Here is a 17,576-nt window from a genome sequence, read left to right on the forward strand (position 1 = left end):
GTCTGTCACGGCGCCTGGTCAGTACCAAGCCCATTCGTCTACGCATTCGCGGAGAGACGGTCCAGAAATCCCCGCTTTCGGGGAGCCACCCTTCGGATACCGTCGATGGTCAACCTAGCGGGTCGCCACGGTATTTCCAAGTGTTTTTTAGCCGGAAAGGGCAGGATTCCGCACCATAACGACCCGGTCCCGGTCACCGGCATCCCGGATCAGACGCATTTGCGCGAAACCGGCGCGCATCAACAGCGTCTGAACGGACTCTCCCTGGTCCCAGCCGATCTCCACGGCGAGCCATCCGCCCGGCTTCAAAATCCGGCGCATATCGCGGGCCAGGGCGCGATAGGCGTCCAATCCGTCGTCCCCCCCATCCAGCGCCAGAATGGGATCATACTCCCGCACGGAAACATCCAGGGTCGGGATCACGTCGCGCCGGATGTAAGGCGGATTCGATAGGATCAGGTCGAAGCCCGTCTCCGGCAGGGCCGCCGTCCAGGAACCGACCGCGAAATATGCCCGACCCGACAGCCCCAGGGCGGCGGCATTCCGCCGTGCCGTCGCGGCCGCGTCAGGCGACAGGTCGATGCCCAGGCCCGAGACCTTGGGCCGTTCCGCCAGGATGCTGAGCAACAGGCATCCCGTGCCCGTCCCGATATCCGCGATGCGGGCTGTATCCTGTTCCGGCAATTCGGACAGGCAGGCATCCACCAGGACCTCGCTGTCGTCGCGCGGGTCCAGGGTGCCGGGCGACAGTTGGAAGTCGAGCCCCCGAAAACACCGCGTCCCGGCAATCCGGCTCAATGGTTCGCCCGCCACGCGACGCCGCACCCAATCCCGCACGCGGTCGCATTCCGCCGGGCGCTGACCCGTCCCCAGCACGAAATCCGTCGGGGTCAGGCCGATCGCGTCCTGCAACAGATAGCGCGCTTCCCAATGCGCATTCTCGATCCCCGCCGCACGCAGGGCGTCGGTCACCTCCTGCAGGAGGTCGCCGACGGTGTCGCTCATGCGCCCTCTCCCAGATCGGCGAGTTGCGCCGACTGGTCTTCCAGGATCAGGGCGTCCAGCACTTCGTCCAGCGCCTCGCCCGCCATCATTCGGTCCAGCTTGTAGAGCGTCAGGTTGATACGATGATCGGTGACGCGGCCCTGCGGGAAGTTATAGGTCCGGATGCGTTCCGACCGGTCGCCCGATCCGACCATGGACTTGCGGTTCGCCGCGCGTTCGGAATCGATCTTTTCCCGTTCCATGTCGTACAGACGCGCCAGCAGAACCTTCATCGCCTTCGCCCGGTTCTTGTGTTGGGACTTTTCATCCTGACAGGTCACGACAAGCCCGGTCGGCAAATGCGTGATGCGAATCGCGCTGTCCGTCGTGTTGACATGCTGTCCACCCGCCCCTTGGGAGCGATAGGTATCGACCCGAAGATCGTTTTCGTTGATGTCCACGTCTACTTCCTGGGCTTCCGGCAGAACGGCGACGGTCGCCGCAGAGGTATGGATGCGCCCGCCGCTTTCGGTCACCGGCACGCGCTGAACCCGATGCACGCCGGATTCGAATTTCAAGCGCCCATAGGCGCCGGCCCCTTCGATTGCCGCCGTGACCTGGGCGAAGCCGCCGATTTCGGTTTCACTGGCCTCCAACACCTCGAACCGCCAGCCCCGCGCGGCGCAATAGCGCTGATACATGCGCAGCAGGTCGCCCGCGAACAGGGCGGCCTCGTCTCCGCCGGTCCCGGCCCGGATTTCCAGGATACAACTGCGCTTATCCGCCTCGTCTTTCGGCAGGAGTTTCAGTTTCAGGTCCTGCTCCAGCGCCGGGAGCCGAGCGTCCAGCGCCTCCAGCTCTTCGCGGGCCAGGACCCGCATTTCGGAATCGGATGACTTGTCGTCGATCATGACCTCCAGGTCGTCCCGTTCCGCCAGCGCCTGACGATAGGCCTCCGCCGTTTCCACGACCGGCGATAGGTCCGCGTATTCCATGGACAGCGACTGGAATTCGTCCGCCGACAATCCGACCGACGCCATGCGGTCCGACAATTCCTTATGGCGGGTAATGACCCGGTCGATATTATCCGTCCAACTCATTCTTGTTCTTGCTTTCGTTATCGAGGGTCAGGGCGAACAACCGCTCCAGAACCCGGTTCACGGTAATTGTATCGCGCAGATCCGCATCGCTTCCTTGCTTCGCGATCTCGCGCAGGCATTCGCTCGGCTCATGCAGCAGGCGATTGACCAGCAGGCGCGTCGCCTCCGTCGGATCGGCATTGGGATGGCGGCGCAACACCTCGTCCCGCAGGGTTTCGAAATGGTCGCGCAGGGCGACGAGTCCCGGCACGCCTTCCCGTTCCGCCTGGGCGCGACGCCAGTCGACCAGCGCGGCCTCTACCATCGCTTCGGCTTCCAGCGCTTCCGCCTTGCGGTCCAACTGGCCCTTTTCCGCCAGCCGTTCGATATCCGCCAGCGAATATAAAAACACGTCACGAATGCGGTCGGTATCCGGGTCGACATCGGACGGGATGCCCGCATCGACCACCAGGATCGGTTTGTGCCGACGTCGGGTGCTGGCATGGTCCATGCGCGCCCGGTCGATCAGATAGGTGCCACGACCGGCGGCGGTGATGACGATATCCGCATTGGCCAGCGCCTCGTCCAGCCGGTCGAACGGGTGATAGGTCCAACCGCGCCGCGCGGCCTCCCGTTCCGTACGGCGGGCCGGACCGGTCAGGTTCAGCACCCCCAATCCCGCCCGCAGGAACTGGTCGGCGATCAGCGCCCCGGTTTCCCCCAATCCGATCAGCAACGCCCGGCATTTATCCAATGGTCCGTGCAGGTCCTGCGCGACCTTCACCGCGGCGGCGGCGGCGGACACCGCGCCTTCCCCGATGCGGGTCGTGCTGCGCACCCGTTTCGCCAGGGCAAAGGCGGCCTGGGTCAGGCGATCCAATTCCCCCGCGCCCGTCGGGGCAACCTGCACCGCGTCCTTCAACTGACCGAGGATTTGGGATTCGCCGACCATCTGACTGTCGAGCGCCGCCGCGATGCGAAACACATGCCGAACCGCATCGGTATCGGAAAGCCGGTAGATCGTGTCCGATCCGGCGGATACCCCGTCCAGACGCGATAGCAATAGTCGTTCCGCGGCGATACAGGCACTTTCCGGATCAGGTGACGCCCCGATGACCTCTACCCTGTCGCAGGTCGACAGGGCGAAGGCCTGCGTCAATCCGGCCGCCTTCGCCGTCGCCAGGAAGTCGGGCACGGCACCCGGTTCGATATAGAGACGGTCCCGGATGCGCGAATCCGCCGTTCGATAGCTTGCGCCGACGACGAAGGCGCGGTCCGGGGTCCCGTCCCGCATGGGATCAGCCTTGCGATAGCGCGACCGAGAGGTCGTCCGCCAGTCGGTCGAGGGCCACCTCCCGCTGCGTCCCGTCGTCCAGCGTCTTCACCTGCGCCACGCCGCGCGACAATTCCTCATCGCCCAGGATCACCGCCACAACGGCATTGATCTTGTTTGCGTGTTTCATGCGCTTTTTCATATTGCCGGAAAATGCGCTTTCCGCCCGTAGCCCGGCCTTGCGCAGGTCGCGGACCAGGGTAAGGGCACGGCGCTCCGCATCCTCCCCCATCGGCACGACAGCGATCGGACGATCGGCCTCCGGCATCACACCGGACAGCATGGCCAGCCTTTCGATCCCGGCCGCCCAGCCGATACCGGGCGTTTCCGGACCGCCCAGCATGCCGATCAACCCGTCATAGCGTCCGCCCGCCATCACGGTGCCTTGCGCGCCCAGCGCTTCCGTCGTGAATTCGAAGGCCGTGTGGCAGTAGTAATCCAACCCGCGCACCAGACGCGGATTCAGTTTGTAGGTGATCCCCAGCGCGTCCAGACCGCCCGTCACCGCGCCGAAAAAGTCCTGGCTTTCCTGGTTCAGATAATCGGAAAAGATCGGCGCATCCGCCACAAGCTTCCGGTCGCCGTCATCCTTGCTGTCCAGGATGCGCATCGGATTGCGGGTCAGGCGGTCGCGGCTGTCTTCCGACAGGCGGTCGATATGATCCTGGAAATAGTCGACCAGAACCGCGCGATAGGCGTTGCGGCTTTCGGTATCGCCCAGCGTGTTGAGCTCCAACACTGTATCGTCGGCCACGCCCAGCGATTCCAGAATAGCCCGACCGCAGGCGATGACTTCGACATCGGCCAGCGGCTGGGCCGCACCGATCAGTTCAATCCCAATTTGGTGGAATTGACGCATGCGGCCTTTCTGGGGCCGTTCGTGGCGGAACATCGGACCGGAATAGAAATATTTCACCGGCGCGTGCTGGGCCAATCCGTTGGAAATGAAGGCGCGGCAGACACCCGCCGTGTTTTCCGGGCGCAGGGTCAGCCGATCGCCGCCCTTGTCTTCGAATGTATACATTTCCTTCGTCACGACGTCGGACGTATCCCCCAGCGTGCGGGCGAACACATTGGTGAATTCGAAGATCGGCGTCGCGATTTCGTCGAAACCGTGCAGCCCGGCCGTCCCCCGCGCCAGATCGGACACGCGGCGATGCGCGCGCATTTCTTCCGGCAGGAGGTCGTGCGTTCCGCGAACAGGCTGCAAATCGGCCATGGGATATCCTCTAATCAGGCAATGATGGAAAGGGAGGGTCGCTACTCGGCGGCAGCGGAGGTCGAAGAACCGGACGCGGCGTGTTCCGCCTCAATCTCCGCCGCCTTGGCTTCGACCAGTTCGACCAGATGGTCGACGATGGCCTGATCCTTCAGGCGGTGATGCGGTTGACCGGCGATATAGACCTGATGCGTGCCCTTGCCGCCGCCGGTGAAACCGATATCGGTTTCCCGCGCTTCCCCCGGTCCATTGACGACGCAGCCGATCACGCTGACCGTCATCGGCGTCGTGATATGGGCCAATCGGTCTTCCAGCACCTTCACGGTTTCGATCACGTCGAACTGCTGGCGCGCGCAGGACGGGCAGGAAATCACGTTCACACCGCGATGGCGTAGGTTCAGCGCCTTCAGCATGTCGAAGCCGACCTTCACCTCTTCTTCCGGCGCGGCGGACAGGCTGACCCGGATCGTATCCCCGATGCCGGCCCACAGAAGATTGCCCATACCGATGGACGATTTGATCGTGCCGGTGCGCAGGCCGCCCGCTTCGGTAATACCCAGATGCAGCGGGTAATCGCAGGCCTCCGCCAGACCATGATAGGCGGCGACGGCCAGGAATACGTCGGACGCTTTCACGCTGATCTTGAATTCGCGGAAATCGGCGTCTTCCAGAATTTTTGCGTGTTCCAGCGCGCTTTCGACCATCGCTTCCGGGCAAGGCTCGCCGTATTTTTCCAACAGGTGCTTTTCCAGCGACCCGGCATTCACGCCGATCCGCATGGAACAGCCGTGATCCTTCGCCGCCTGGACGACGTCTTTCACCCGCGCGGCGGACCCGATATTGCCGGGATTGATGCGCAGACAGGCTGCCCCGGCCTCCGCCGCCTCGATCGCGCGCTTATAGTGGAAATGGATATCCGCGACGATCGGCACGGCCACCTGAGGGACGATCTGCGCCAGAGCCTTGGTCGATGCCTCGTCCGGGCAGGACACACGCACGATATCCGCTCCCGCATCCTCGCAACGCTTGATCTGCGCGACGGTCGCATCGACATCCGCGGTCAGCGTGTTCGTCATGGTCTGCACGGTGATCGGCGCGTCGCCGCCGACCGCGACCGGACCGACCATGATCTTGCGCGCCTGACGGCGGTGGATCTCTCTATAGGGTCGTACGCTCATTGCGGGGCGCTCACAGAATTGGCTTTCCAAGCCGGTGTCCGAACGCCGGTGAAAATGCGCGTTTCAGCCCCGAATATCAAGACCGGGATACAGAATTCCCGGCTTCTCGGGGATTATGATGACGTTTACGGTTTCAGGGCATCCGGCGTCAGGGCGATATCGCGACGGACCTCGCCGGATTCCCCGATCGGCGGGATCGTTGTCCCGTCCACCACGATCTTCAGCGCCCCGGCATTGCCGGTCGTCAGCTTCAGGCCGTCGCGATCCGGCACACGATAGATATCGCCGGTCAGCATCAGCTGCTCATAGACAACAGAACCGCCAGCATCCGTTACCTGAATCCAGGAATCGGACGTGGCCTGCACTATGATCCGTGACGGTGTGGACGGTTCGGCGGCTACCTCCGGCGCTGTCGTCGCGGGCGCGGCGACATCATCGGTCGTCGTTGCCTCGGCGACTTGTTCCTCCGCAGCAGAGGAGGAGACCGGCGCTTCCGGCTCAGCGGTGCTCGCCGTTGTCGCCGCAGCTTGGTCCGTCATCTCGGCCTCGGTCGATGGGGGCGATGCCGTGGGCGGTTCCGGTGCGGCCGGTGGATTGGGCAGTTCTTCAACCGTGATCGCGCTTTCGGGCTCAGCACTCGGCTCCGGCGTGGCCTCTGTCGTCGCCTCGGGCGCAGGCGCCGTTTCAGAGGGCTGCGTCTCGGTGGCGGGCGCTTCTTCCGGTATCGTCGCGGCGGGTTCCGCGACCTGCGCATCGGCAGACGGGGTTTCAGGCGCAGACTCTGTAGGGGCACTTACCGCCGGGGCCGTCGCCGTTTCGGTAGCCGGAACCGGATCGGCATCGGAACCCGTCGCCGTTTCGTCCATTGCCGGCGCAGCGTCTGCGGTCGGTTCGGCAACAGCCGCTGTTTCAGACGGCGCGGCGGCATCGGCAGTCGGTTCTTCCGCCGCTTGTTGTCCTCCCACGGTCGGGTTGACCGCCGCCGCAGGATCGGTCGCCTGGGAGTCTGCGGTCGTTGGTGCGACCTCGTCTTCTTGCTTCAACAAAGCCATCAGACGTTGCGGCACCTGTTCCACCGCTTCCGTGAAACTCATATTCTGCGAAGAGGTATAGAGCCAACCGCCATAGACCGCCCCGGCCAGGATCAGCACGATCAGCAGAAGCGCCCCGCCGGGAACCCGGTTGCCGGGCAGCGGTTCCGGGAAACTGAGCTGCGTCCGCCGATGAATCCCGCTGACTTCGGATTTGAAGCGCGCGACCGTTTCTTCGACATTCAGGTCCAGATAGGCAGCATAGGCGCGAACGAACCCGATCCCATATGTCACCCCCGGCAGCGCACTGACATCGCCGTCTTCCAAGGCCTGAAGATAGGGAAGTCGAATGCGCAATGCGGACGCGACCTCACGCAAATCCTCATCGCGGGCAAGTCGCGCCCCCCTCAAAATCGCGCCGACACCAGCACCGGGTCGTTCGCTATCAACTACGAGATGCGGTTGTTGTTTCTCTGCAGACGCCGTCATGTGCCCTAACCAGAATGAGAACGAGCGAGAGCCCGCGATCCCCTGTCGCACAGCCCCACCCGTTATTTATCCACAGAGTATGAACGTGTTTGCATATTATTGCAAAGAGGCAGCGAAATGAGGAACAAGCGTCGACCGCGGCGGATGCCACGGCCTGGTTTCCACCCATGGTCGAATTCGGGTTTTAGTGCGGAATTCCGTGGTCGCGGGCGAAATTCAACATCGCCCCGCGCAGCGACCGGTCCGTCCGGTTCAGAAGGGATTCTGTGAAGCCCTGCAACGACGTGGTCACACAACTGCGCACGGTGTCGCGAACCGGTCCGATATTCGCCGGCGACATGGACAAACGCCGCACCCCCAGCCCGATCAGGGCCAGCGCATCCAACGGCGATCCCGCCATTTCACCGCAGACGGACAGATCGATCCCACTGCGCGCGCAGCGTCGGACGATTTCCTGCACGACCGACAGAACCGGTGCCGACAGGGAATCATACCGGCCATCCAACCGCGGATTGCCCCGGTCGCTGGCGAAGAGGAATTGCAACAAGTCGTTGCTGCCGATGGAAATGAAATCCGCTTTTCCGGCCAGCGCGTCGATCTGGAAGACCAGCGCCGGGACTTCCAACATCGCACCGACTTCGATGCTTTCCGGGATCGGCTTGCCGCGCTGTTCCGCACGTTCCAATTCCTTGTCCAGCATGGCTTTCGCCTTCCGGAACTCATCGACATTGGCAATCATCGGAAACATGACACGTAGCGCCCGACCTTCCGACGCATCGATCAGCGCCCGCAACTGCCCGCGCAACAAGCCCGGCCGGTCCATGGCGATGCGGATCGCGCGCCAGCCCATGGCCGGGTTTTCCTCATCCGCTTCATGGAAGTAGGGCAGGACCTTATCGCCGCCGATATCCAATGTACGGAAGGTAACCGGACGACCGTCCGCCTGGTCCAGGATTTTCCGGTACAGTTCGGCCTGGGTGTCGGTGTCGGGGAAATCGCTGCGGACCATGAAGGGAACTTCGGTTCGGTAAAGCCCGACCCCTGCCGCCCCTGTTTCAGGCAGATGCGCCATGTCGATCAGCAACCCGGCATTCATCAGCAAGGTAACGTCCACCCCATCCTGCGTGACGGAGGGCAGGTCTCGCGCGGCCCGATAGGCGGCGCGCTTTTCCTCGAACATGCGCAGCGACGACCGGAAGGCCGACAGCACCTCGTCGCCCGGTCGGATGAAGCAGACCGCATTATTGCCGTCGACCAGGATCGGATCCATCGGCTCCACCCGGTCCAGCACGGTCTTCACCCGCCCGATCACGGGAATTTCCAGCGCCTTCGCGACGATCGCGACATGCGACGTGGATGATCCTTCTTCCAGCACCAGGGCCTTCAACTTGCTGCGGTCGTAATCCAGCAAATCCGCCGGTCCCATATTGCGGGCGATCAGGATGGTTTCGTCCGGCAATTGCCGGTGTTCCATATCCCAGGTTTCGCCGCGCAAATGCTGCAGCAGCCGGAAGGCAAGATCTTCAAGGTCCAGAAGCCGTTCGCGAAGATAGGCATCGTCGACCTTCTTCATCCGCGCACGGGTATCGTCCTGTACACGGACCACCGCGCCTTCGGCAGTCAGACCGTTTTCGATATTTTCGACGATGCGGCGAATCCAGCCCTTGTCCTCCGCGAACATGCGGTAGGTACGCAGCACGTCGATATGGTCGCCCTGCCCATGTTTATGCGCATCGGCCAGCATCTTGTCCAAACGGTCGTGCATGCCGGACAAGGCTTCGTCCAGGCGACGGCGTTCTTCCGCCGCGTCTTCCGCCACGGTACGACCGACAGGGATGACCGGGCGATGCAGAACGGCGAAGCCCATCGCCATGCCGCCGTTCAGGCGTACGCCTTCCAGCCGCAGCGGCTTCAGTCCGATCCCGTCGGCCGGACGCTGTTCCGACGCTTCGACCAATTCGCCGCTGGCGATCATTTCCGCGACGACCATCGAAACGGTTTCCAGCGTTTCGACTTCCTCGTCGGAATAGAACCGCTTGGACGTGTTCTGAATCGCAAGAACGCCCATCATGCGGCCGCCGCGCAGGATCGGCACCCCCATCATGGAAGTATAGATTTCTTCCCCCGTTTCCGGGCGATAGGCGAAGTTCGGATGGGCCCGGGCCTCCGCCAGGGCGATGGGGCGGCTTTCCGCCGCGATAGCGCCGACGATCCCCTCGCCGACCCTAAGGCGGGTTTCGTGAACGGCCTCGGGCTTCAGGCCCTGGGTGGCGAAGAGCTCGAGGACATCGCCGGCGCGCCGGACATAGATCGAGCACACTTCGGCAACCAGGTCGCCCGCGATCAGTTTCGCGATCCGGTCCAGCTTGTCCTGGGCCGCGCCGGACCCGGCCATGACGTCGCGCAACCGGCGCAAAAGCTTGCGCGGGCCTGCCCATGTCGCCGCCGATCCGTTCATGCCCTCGCCGTCCATCTGAATCCCCCGGATCGCGCCCGTCGCGAGCCGTACCGAATGCCACGCAACATAACAACGCGACCTGCAAAGGGTATCACCCTTGCCGGTCCCGCCGTCCCGAAATATCCCCTCCCGAAAACCGATCGCCGGAACGGACGTGCCAGCGCGTGTTCTACCGCCCGCGTTTCGTCCGTCCCGTACCCTGCCGCCTTAATCGCGCTACCGGATCAGCCGGCATCCAGCCCATAAGCCGTGTGCAGCGACCGCATCGCCAATTCCGCATACTCTTCAGACACCAGGGTGGAAATTTTGATCTCGCTGGTGGAGATAACCTGGATATTGATACCCTTCTCGGCAAGGGTGCGGAACATCGTTTGCGCGACACCGGCATGACTGCGCATGCCGACGCCGATGACGGAAATCTTCACAACCTCACCGTCCGACAACAGGCTTTCATAACCGATCTTGTCATGATTCTGTTTCAGCACGGATACCGCGCGTTCCAGATCGGTGCGCGCGACGGTAAAGGTCATATCCGTGCGTTCACCATCCGGCGATACGGACTGGACGATCATATCCACGTTGATCGAATTGTCGGTCAGCGGCCCGAAAATCGCCGCGGCGACGCCCGGCTTGTCCGCGACCTTCACCAGGGTGATCTTGGCTTCGTCCCGGCTATAGGCGATGCCGCTTACGACTTGCTGTTCCACGATCTCTTCCTCATCGACAACCATGGTGCCCGGCTTGTCCTCGAAGGAAGACAGAACTTGCAGGCGCACGCCATGGTTCATGGCAATTTCAACCGAACGGGTTTGCAGGACCTTGGCGCCCAGCGACGCCATTTCCAACATTTCCTCGTGACTGATCTTCTCAATCTTACGCGCTTTCGGCACGATGCGGGGATCGGTCGTATAGACGCCGTCCACATCGGTATAGATATCGCATCGATCCGCCTTCAGCGCAGCGGCCAGCGCGACCGCCGACGTATCCGACCCGCCCCGGCCCAGCGTCGTGATCCGGTTCATCGGGGATACGCCCTGGAACCCGGCCATTACCGCGACCTGCCCCTCGCCGAAGCGACGGATGATCTCGTCCGCCTGGATATCCTGAATCCGGGCCTTTCCGTGCACGTCGTTGGTTTTCACCGGAATCTGCCAGCCCAGCCAGGAACGGGCGGAAATCCCCATTTCCTGCAGGCGCAGCGCCATCAGGCCCGCCGTCACCTGTTCGCCGGACGCGACGATCGTGTCGTATTCGCGGGCGTCGTAAATCTTGGACGTTTCATCGACATACGCGACGAGCTGATTGGTCACGCCCGCCATGGCCGACACGACGACGGCAACCTCGTTACCGGCCTCGACCTCGCGCTGGACGCGCTTTGCGGCGTTGTGAATTCGTCCGATATCGGCGACGGACGTGCCGCCGAATTTCATTACAATGCGCGCCATCGTTCCGCGATCGCCTTTTCACACCGGGCGTTGAACCGCCCTGACCTGTCCCTGGGGGCGTTGAACCGCCCCGACCTGTCCCTGGGGGCGTTGAATTGCCCCGACCTGCACCTGGACCCGCCGACAGCCGACCAATCAACCGCTTGCCCGGCGCGGGCGGCGTATCCATACTCGTTGGATACCACGACTTCAAGGACAACCGACAGAGGCTTTGCCCATGTCCGCAGCGACCGCCGCCCAGACGAAATTCGAAGGTTCCACCATCGACCCGCGCGAGATCGAAAAATTCGCCGCGATCGCCGATCAGTGGTGGGATGCGGAAGGCGAATTCAAGCCGCTGCACATGCTGAACCCTGTCCGCATCGGTTTCATTCGAGACCGCCTGTGCGCGCATTTCGGACGCGACCCCCTATCGACGAAACCGCTGTCCGGGCTGTCCATCTGCGACATCGGCTGCGGCGGGGGATTGATCTGCGAACCACTGTGCCGTTTGGGCGCCGACGTCACCGGCGTTGACGCGACCGGCCAATCCATCGACGTCGCCCGCACCCATGCCGACCGTATGGGCTTGTCCATCCGCTATCGGCATGCGGCGGCGGAAGATCTTGTGGAAGCCGGGGAACGGTTTGACGCGGTCATCAATATGGAAGTCGTCGAACATGTCGCCGACCTGGACCTTTTTCTTAAGGACGCGGCGGGACTGCTGAAACCCGGCGGCGCGATGGCGCTGTCGACCTTCAACCGCACGCCGAAGTCTTTCCTTATGGGCGTCGTCGGGGCGGAATACATTCTGCGCTGGCTGCCACGCGGAACGCATGATTGGAAGCGATTCGTCAAACCGTCGGAACTCGCCGCCTCCCTGCGTCGCGCGGGACTGTCCCTGACGGAAGTCTGCGGCATGGTCTATAATCCGGTGGAGGATTCCTTCCACCTTGCGCCTAAGGATTTGGATGTGAATTATCTGGCTTTCGCGATTCGCGGGTAGCCGCAGCGCAATAAACATCCAAAAACCCGCCGTATTTGGGATTATTCACAAAAACGTCATAATCTGTCCCCGGGGAAAATAAACTGGGGGAAACGTGCGACAGCGAAACGCGACGCACGGATGGGAGAAACACGCACAATTATTGGCACAGGCCTTTGCCCTATATCGTTCGGGCAAAGGTGAAGAAGGCGCCCGACATTGCCGGGCCGTGCTGCAATCCGATCCGAATAATGTGAAGGCCCTGCACCTGTTGGCGGTTATCCGTCACGCGTCGGGCAAATATGACGAGGCGTTCCGTCATCTGGAACGGGCGATGAAGCTCGCGCCGGACAGCGCGGAGCTTCGCCGCCACTGCATCCAAACCGCGGCCAGCGCCAACCGGCACCAGACGGCCCTGCGCCACGCCGACGCGTTTCTGAAACGTTGGCCGGAAGCCTTGGACGTTCAAATCGAACGCGCCAGGCTGCTCGACAAATCGGGACGTCCGGCTGACGCCGTCAGATGGCTGGAAGACCTGGATACGCGGCGGCCCGGCAACATCAATGTACTGGCGCCGCTGTCGTCGTTGCTGAAACAATCGGGACGATTGGACGACGCGGAAAAAGTTTGCCGTCAGGCGATTGCCATCGCCCCGGACGAAGCCGGACTGCACAACAATCTGGGCAACGTCCTTGGACGGCAAGAACGCCATCACGAAGCGGTTGAATGCTATCAGCGCGCCATAGATCTGAACCCGCGTTTCGCCTCCGCTTACAGCAATCTCGGCGAAACACTGACGACCCTGGGCGACCATTCGAATGCGCTTGCCGCCTTCGATCGGTGCAAGACCCGGTATGCCGAATCCCGCGCGCTGGTAAGCCTTGCCCATCTGAAGCATTGGGATGAATTCGACGCGCGACTGCGGACCTATGCGGAAACAGACCCGATCAACCTGCGCAAAGCGTCGATCAGCGCCTATTGCGCGGAACGTCGGTCGGCCACGGATCCGTACAATTTTTGCCCCGATCCGATGGAAGAAATTCGCATCGCCCCTCAAGACGCCACCGATATACCGGTGGACCGCCTGAAACAGGCGGTCAAGGTGCAGGACGCCGTTTGGGAGCCGAGCGGCAAAACGACGACGGGCGGTTTCCAGTCGACCGGCAATCTGTTTGCCACGCCTTGCCCCGTCCTCGGAAAGCTTGAAAGCCATATCCGAACCTGTGCTGAGCGGTATCGGGCAGATCGGGCGGACCTTACCACCGACCTCGTCTTGCAATGGCCGGACCGTTACCGTCTTCAGGCATGGTATGTCGAATTGCGTTCCGGCGGCTACCAAGCCCCACACATCCATCCGGAAGGATGGGTCAGCGGCGTCGTCTATCTGAATATCCCGGATACCGGCGACGCAGCGGAAGAAGGGGCAATCGAATTCACCCTGCGCGGCGATACCTTCCCGGAACTGGCGAACCGTCCGCACCCGACGATCCGTCATAAGCCGACACCGGGAGATGTCGTGCTGTTCCCGTCGTCCCTGTATCATCGAACATTGCCGTTCGACAGCCAGGATGCCCGGGTTTGCATCGCCTTCGACATGGTGCCCGAACGCTAGGCCCCCCAAAAAGCAAAAACGCCCCCGATCAAATCGAGAGCGTTTCCACTGAAGTGTCGGATCCGAGAATCCGGCGTCAGGTCTAGACTAGAACCCTTCGCGCTCCAGGCGCTTCCGTAGAAGTTTACGGTGGCGCCGCTGCGCTTCCGCCTTTTCCCGGGCCTTTTTCTCGGACGGCTTTTCAAAATGCCGACGGAGTTTCATTTCCCGGAAGACGCCTTCGCGCTGCAATTTTTTCTTGAGCGCACGGAGGGCCTGATCGACGTTGTTATCGCGAACGATGACCTGCACTTGCTTTCACCCGCCTTTCAAGCGATTGAAGTTTTGTGTAACCGCAATAAATCGCGGTTTCCGGAGGCTATTCCCCCGGATGTGAGCGCGGCTAATAGCACTATAGGGGCGGCTTGTGAAGCCCTTTTGGTTGGAAGACGGGAGTTTAAGGGCGCCATGGCCATATTGAAAATCGCTAGGATGGGCCATCCGGTCTTGCGAACAATCGCGGACCCGGTGGACGATCCGACCGACCCCGCCTTTTTGGAATTTCTGGACGACATGGTCGAAACCATGGACGACGCCGACGGAACCGGCCTTGCGGCACCGCAAGTCCATGTCCCTCTGCGGGCCGTCGTCTATTTCGTATCGGCCGCGCGCGGCGGGGAAAACGTACCGCTGACGGCGCTGATCAATCCCGTCATCGAACCGCTGACCGACGAGGTCGCCTATGATTGGGAAGGCTGCCTGTCCGTGCCGGGCATGCTGGGCCTTGTGCCGCGGCCGACGCGAATCCGGCTGACGGCGGTCGGCGCCGACGGCGAGACGATCGACAAGGAAGTGACCGGCTTCCATGCCCGCGTCCTGCAACACGAATGCGACCATCTGGACGGCATCCTATACCCGCAACGCATGGACGATTTGTCCCTGCTGATCTTCCGGGATGAGCTTCGGCATGGTATGCCTGCACGGGCGCGGGAATTGATGGGCCTTCCACCCGAAACGGAAGACGAAGAGGAATTGGACGATGCCGAGAACGAAATCTGATGCCCCCGAGGCGGATGCACACGAGGCGGATGCATACGAAGCCGATACGCGCGAAATTCGCGACCGGCTGATCCGGGCCGCCTTGCCGCATGTTCCCTTCGACGGCTGGACGACGGTGGCGCTGAGCCGCGCGGCGACGGATATCGGCTTGACGGTAGACGACGCCAAGACTTTCTTCCCTGGCATCGGACGCGACATGGTGGCGTGGCACAGCCAGATGGCGGATCGGGAGATGCTGACCTCTCTGGCCGAACAGGATCTGGACGGGATGAAAATCCGCGACCGGATCGCGACTGCCGTGATGACCCGTCTGAACCAGCACGAACCGGATCGGGAAGCCGTGCGCCGAGGGCTGGCCCTGCTGGCATTGCCGCAGAATTCCGGTCTGGCGCTGCGTCTTTTGTACCGCACCGTGGACGATATGTGGTTCGCGGCGGGCGATCGGTCGACGGACTGGAATTTCTATTCCAAACGCGCGCTGCTGGCCGGTGTCTATTCATCGACCCTGCTGGTCTGGCTGAACGATCACAGCGAGGATTTCGCGGAAACCCGCGCCTTCCTGGCCCGCCGGATCGAGGACGTGATGAAAGTGCCGAAGGTGAAGGCCCGCCTTGCCAAGATTGCGGATATCGTGCCCGCGCGGCTGCGCGCCTTCCAATCCTTCGGCCGCATGCGCGGCGCGCGCTGACCGGTCGGATGCCGATGCTCTTCCAACATATGAAAGAGGAGCTGAAGGACGCCGAAAAGGCGGGCTGGCGGGAAGAAGCGCGCCTCGTTTCCCGCAACACCATAATGGCCTCCGCCGCCGCTTTCGTGCCGTTCGGCGTGTTGATCGCCATTGCCGCCATGATGATCTGGCGCTGGGTGGAAGGCGTGCCCAGCTTGTTGCTGCACTCCGCCTATCTTTATCCGCTTACCGGAATCGCCGGTATCGCCTTCGCCCTATTCCTGCATGGCAAGAATCTGTTCACCGCCGCGATGGTGTCGGCGCTGCTGCCCTTCCTGTGGATCCCGACATTCTTCGGGACCGCGCTCTATTGGATCTTCCTGGAATAGGGCGTCAGGCCTTTTCCGGCCAAACGTAATTGACATGGCCCATCTTGCGGCCCGGGCGGCTTTCCGCCTTGCCATAGAGATGCAGCCGTGCGCCGGGTTCCCCGAGGAATTTTTCCCAATCGTCGGATTCCGAACCGATCAGGTTCACCATCTCGCACCGGCCGACCCGCGTCGTATCGCCCAGCGGCAAGCCGCAGACCGCGCGGACGACCTGTTCGAACTGGCTGGTTGCCGCCCCGTCGATGGTCCAGTGACCGGAATTATGCGGACGCGGTGCCATTTCATTGACCAGCACACGGCCGTCGCGCAGAACGAACATCTCCACCGCCAGCAACCCGATATAGTCCAAGGCCGCAATCGTGGTCCGGGCGATGTTTTCAGCCTTCGCCGCGATATCGGCGGCGACCCCCGCCGGGACCAGCGTGCGATGCAGGATATGGTCGCGGTGAATATTCTCCACCGGCTCGAAACAGGCGATTTGGCCGTCCAGCCCACGGGCCGCGAGGACGGAGATTTCCAGATCGAAATCCACAAAGCCTTCCAGAACGCAGGGCACGCCGCCCAGCGTGTCGAACAGCCCGTCGATATCCGTATCGGTCTTGATCCCGGCCTGCCCTTTTCCGTCATAGCCCAACCGCGCGGTCTTCAGCACGGCGGGACGACCGATTTTGTCCAAGGCCGCCTCAAGGTCCGCCTGGGACGCGACCGGCGCCCAGGGCGCGGTTTCAATTCCCGCGAGACTCAGGAAGGTCTTTTCTTCCGCCCGATCCTGGGCGACGGCCAGCGCCTGCGCCCCCGGACGCACCGGCACGGTTTCGGCAAGGCGTTCCGCCGCCGCAATCGGCACGTTTTCGAATTCCAGCGTAATCACGTCGACGGATTTCGCGAAGGCGTCCAGCGCCGCCAGATCGTCATATCCCGCCGCCAGATGGTCGGCGACATGGCTGGCCGGGCAATCGACCTGCGGTTCGAAGATACGGCAGCGGTAGCCCAGCCGCGCAGCCGCCAGCACCAGCATGCGGCCCAACTGTCCGCCACCGAGGATTCCGATGGTCGATCCTGGCGGCAGAGTTCGATTGGGGGGGTTATTGGACATCGTCAACCGGCTCCTCGGCCACGGCGGCGGTCTGACGGGCGCGGAAATCGTCCAGCGCCGCCGCAATCGCCGGGTCGTTCAGGGCGAGGACTGCCGCCGATAGCAGCGCGGCATTGATCGCCCCCGCGCGGCCGATGGCCAGCGTCCCGACGGGAATACCCGCCGGCATCTGAACGATAGACAGAAGGCTGTCCTGCCCCTTCAGGGTCTTTGATTCGATGGGGACACCAAAAACAGGCAGCGGCGTCATCGATGCCGTCATACCCGGCAGATGCGCCGCGCCGCCCGCACCCGCGATGATCGCCTTCAGGCCCCGCGCCTTCGCGCTTTCGGCATAGTCGACAAGACGCTTCGGCGTCCGGTGCGCGGACACGATCCGGGCCTCGAACGGGACGCCCAGCGCCTCCAGGGTATCGGCGGCATGCTTCATGGTGGGCCAGTCCGACTGACTGCCCATGATGATACCGATCTGGGGGGTGACGCTCATACCCATCTCCTTACGAGCAAGCCCGGAAAGGCCGGGAGTATAGGGATGGCGGCGGCGCATGCAAGGCACGGTATTACCATGATGATTCCGATCCGCCTTCGTCGCTA

16 protein-coding genes are annotated in these 17,576 nt (G+C 62.6%); 5 read left to right on the plus strand and 11 right to left on the minus strand.

The window, feature by feature from the left end; translation table 11 throughout:
- Positions 1-147: 147 nt before the first annotated feature.
- The 8 genes from prmC to HH303_RS04830 all read right to left on the minus strand — a co-directional run bounded on the left by prmC (position 148) and on the right by HH303_RS04830 (position 11,216).
- The gene (gene prmC / locus HH303_RS04795) at positions 148-1,005 is read right to left on the minus strand and encodes a peptide chain release factor N(5)-glutamine methyltransferase (protein ID WP_169624029.1); all 858 of its coding nucleotides are present in this window, start codon (positions 1,003-1,005) and stop codon (positions 148-150) included.
- Positions 1,002-2,084 (minus strand): peptide chain release factor 1, encoded by a 1,083-nt coding sequence (gene prfA, locus HH303_RS04800; RefSeq protein WP_169624030.1) that lies wholly within the window; start codon positions 2,082-2,084, stop codon positions 1,002-1,004. Before prfA ends, prmC begins: the two co-directional genes overlap by 4 nt.
- Complete coding sequence (hemA, locus tag HH303_RS04805) at positions 2,068-3,357, minus strand: glutamyl-tRNA reductase (RefSeq protein ID WP_169624031.1); 1,290 nt, start codon at positions 3,355-3,357, stop codon at positions 2,068-2,070. Before hemA ends, prfA begins: the two co-directional genes overlap by 17 nt.
- A gap of 4 nt (positions 3,358-3,361) precedes the next feature.
- Positions 3,362-4,615: a histidine--tRNA ligase gene (gene hisS, locus HH303_RS04810; RefSeq protein WP_169624032.1), complete on the minus strand. Its 1,254-nt coding sequence runs from the start codon at positions 4,613-4,615 to the stop codon at positions 3,362-3,364.
- A gap of 41 nt (positions 4,616-4,656) precedes the next feature.
- Entirely contained in the window at positions 4,657-5,793 is a 1,137-nt protein-coding gene (gene ispG, locus HH303_RS04815; RefSeq protein WP_169624033.1) for a flavodoxin-dependent (E)-4-hydroxy-3-methylbut-2-enyl-diphosphate synthase, read from the minus strand.
- A gap of 125 nt (positions 5,794-5,918) precedes the next feature.
- The gene (locus tag HH303_RS04820) at positions 5,919-7,313 is read right to left on the minus strand and encodes a helix-turn-helix domain-containing protein (RefSeq protein ID WP_169624034.1); all 1,395 of its coding nucleotides are present in this window, start codon (positions 7,311-7,313) and stop codon (positions 5,919-5,921) included.
- A 184-nt stretch (positions 7,314-7,497) separates the two neighbouring features.
- Positions 7,498-9,786, minus strand: a complete 2,289-nt coding sequence (ptsP, locus tag HH303_RS04825) for a phosphoenolpyruvate--protein phosphotransferase (RefSeq protein ID WP_227421517.1) — start codon at positions 9,784-9,786, stop codon at positions 7,498-7,500.
- A gap of 209 nt (positions 9,787-9,995) precedes the next feature.
- Entirely contained in the window at positions 9,996-11,216 is a 1,221-nt protein-coding gene (locus HH303_RS04830; RefSeq protein WP_169624035.1) for an aspartate kinase, read from the minus strand.
- Between the two features lie 217 nt (positions 11,217-11,433).
- On the opposite strand from HH303_RS04830, the gene ubiG reads away from it, so the two are divergent.
- Together ubiG and HH303_RS04840 are read left to right on the plus strand one after the other, a co-directional pair.
- Positions 11,434-12,201, plus strand: a complete 768-nt coding sequence (ubiG, locus tag HH303_RS04835) for a bifunctional 2-polyprenyl-6-hydroxyphenol methylase/3-demethylubiquinol 3-O-methyltransferase UbiG (protein WP_169624036.1) — start codon at positions 11,434-11,436, stop codon at positions 12,199-12,201.
- A 94-nt stretch (positions 12,202-12,295) separates the two neighbouring features.
- Entirely contained in the window at positions 12,296-13,792 is a 1,497-nt protein-coding gene (locus HH303_RS04840; protein WP_319637312.1) for a tetratricopeptide repeat protein, read from the plus strand.
- Positions 13,793-13,879: 87 nt separating this feature from the next.
- Here HH303_RS04840 and rpsU read toward each other — a convergent pair whose 3' ends face one another.
- Positions 13,880-14,083, minus strand: a complete 204-nt coding sequence (gene rpsU, locus HH303_RS04845; protein ID WP_169624038.1) for a 30S ribosomal protein S21 — start codon at positions 14,081-14,083, stop codon at positions 13,880-13,882.
- A 156-nt stretch (positions 14,084-14,239) separates the two neighbouring features.
- On the opposite strand from rpsU, the gene def reads away from it, so the two are divergent.
- The 3 genes from def to HH303_RS04860 are packed head-to-tail and all read left to right on the plus strand — an operon-like array spanning position 14,240 to position 15,886.
- Positions 14,240-14,830 (plus strand): peptide deformylase, encoded by a 591-nt coding sequence (gene def, locus HH303_RS04850; protein WP_169624039.1) that lies wholly within the window; start codon positions 14,240-14,242, stop codon positions 14,828-14,830.
- The gene (locus HH303_RS04855; RefSeq protein WP_169624040.1) at positions 14,811-15,518 is read left to right on the plus strand and encodes a COQ9 family protein; all 708 of its coding nucleotides are present in this window, start codon (positions 14,811-14,813) and stop codon (positions 15,516-15,518) included. Before def ends, HH303_RS04855 begins: the two co-directional genes overlap by 20 nt.
- A 14-nt stretch (positions 15,519-15,532) precedes the next feature.
- Positions 15,533-15,886 (plus strand): hypothetical protein, encoded by a 354-nt coding sequence (locus tag HH303_RS04860; RefSeq protein WP_169624041.1) that lies wholly within the window; start codon positions 15,533-15,535, stop codon positions 15,884-15,886.
- 4 nt (positions 15,887-15,890) lie between these two features.
- On the opposite strand, the gene HH303_RS04865 is transcribed toward HH303_RS04860, so the two are convergent.
- Positions 15,891-16,982 (minus strand): 5-(carboxyamino)imidazole ribonucleotide synthase, encoded by a 1,092-nt coding sequence (locus HH303_RS04865; RefSeq protein ID WP_169624042.1) that lies wholly within the window; start codon positions 16,980-16,982, stop codon positions 15,891-15,893.
- The gene (gene purE, locus HH303_RS04870) at positions 16,972-17,469 is read right to left on the minus strand and encodes a 5-(carboxyamino)imidazole ribonucleotide mutase (protein ID WP_169624043.1); all 498 of its coding nucleotides are present in this window, start codon (positions 17,467-17,469) and stop codon (positions 16,972-16,974) included. The genes HH303_RS04865 and purE overlap by 11 nt, the downstream gene beginning before the upstream one ends.
- Positions 17,470-17,576 lie beyond the last annotated feature (107 nt).

Source organism: Pacificispira spongiicola, assembly GCF_012926505.1.
Lineage (GTDB): Bacteria > Pseudomonadota > Alphaproteobacteria > UBA8366 > Aestuariispiraceae > Pacificispira > Pacificispira spongiicola.

Coding starts and splice junctions, on each gene's coding strand:
- HH303_RS04860 (WP_169624041.1), top strand. CDS start 15,533: ATGCTCTTCCAACATATGAAAGAGGAGCTGAAGGACGCCGAAAAGGCG.
- hemA (WP_169624031.1), bottom strand. CDS start 3,357: ATGCGGGACGGGACCCCGGACCGCGCCTTCGTCGTCGGCGCAAGCTAT.
- prmC (WP_169624029.1), bottom strand. CDS start 1,005: ATGAGCGACACCGTCGGCGACCTCCTGCAGGAGGTGACCGACGCCCTG.
- ptsP (WP_227421517.1), bottom strand. CDS start 9,786: ATGGACGGCGAGGGCATGAACGGATCGGCGGCGACATGGGCAGGCCCG.
- HH303_RS04855 (WP_169624040.1), top strand. CDS start 14,811: ATGCCGAGAACGAAATCTGATGCCCCCGAGGCGGATGCACACGAGGCG.
- ubiG (WP_169624036.1), top strand. CDS start 11,434: ATGTCCGCAGCGACCGCCGCCCAGACGAAATTCGAAGGTTCCACCATC.
- prfA (WP_169624030.1), bottom strand. CDS start 2,084: ATGAGTTGGACGGATAATATCGACCGGGTCATTACCCGCCATAAGGAA.
- HH303_RS04820 (WP_169624034.1), bottom strand. CDS start 7,313: ATGACGGCGTCTGCAGAGAAACAACAACCGCATCTCGTAGTTGATAGC.
- purE (WP_169624043.1), bottom strand. CDS start 17,469: ATGAGCGTCACCCCCCAGATCGGTATCATCATGGGCAGTCAGTCGGAC.
- HH303_RS04865 (WP_169624042.1), bottom strand. CDS start 16,982: ATGTCCAATAACCCCCCCAATCGAACTCTGCCGCCAGGATCGACCATC.
- def (WP_169624039.1), top strand. CDS start 14,240: ATGGCCATATTGAAAATCGCTAGGATGGGCCATCCGGTCTTGCGAACA.
- HH303_RS04830 (WP_169624035.1), bottom strand. CDS start 11,216: ATGGCGCGCATTGTAATGAAATTCGGCGGCACGTCCGTCGCCGATATC.
- hisS (WP_169624032.1), bottom strand. CDS start 4,615: ATGGCCGATTTGCAGCCTGTTCGCGGAACGCACGACCTCCTGCCGGAA.
- ispG (WP_169624033.1), bottom strand. CDS start 5,793: ATGAGCGTACGACCCTATAGAGAGATCCACCGCCGTCAGGCGCGCAAG.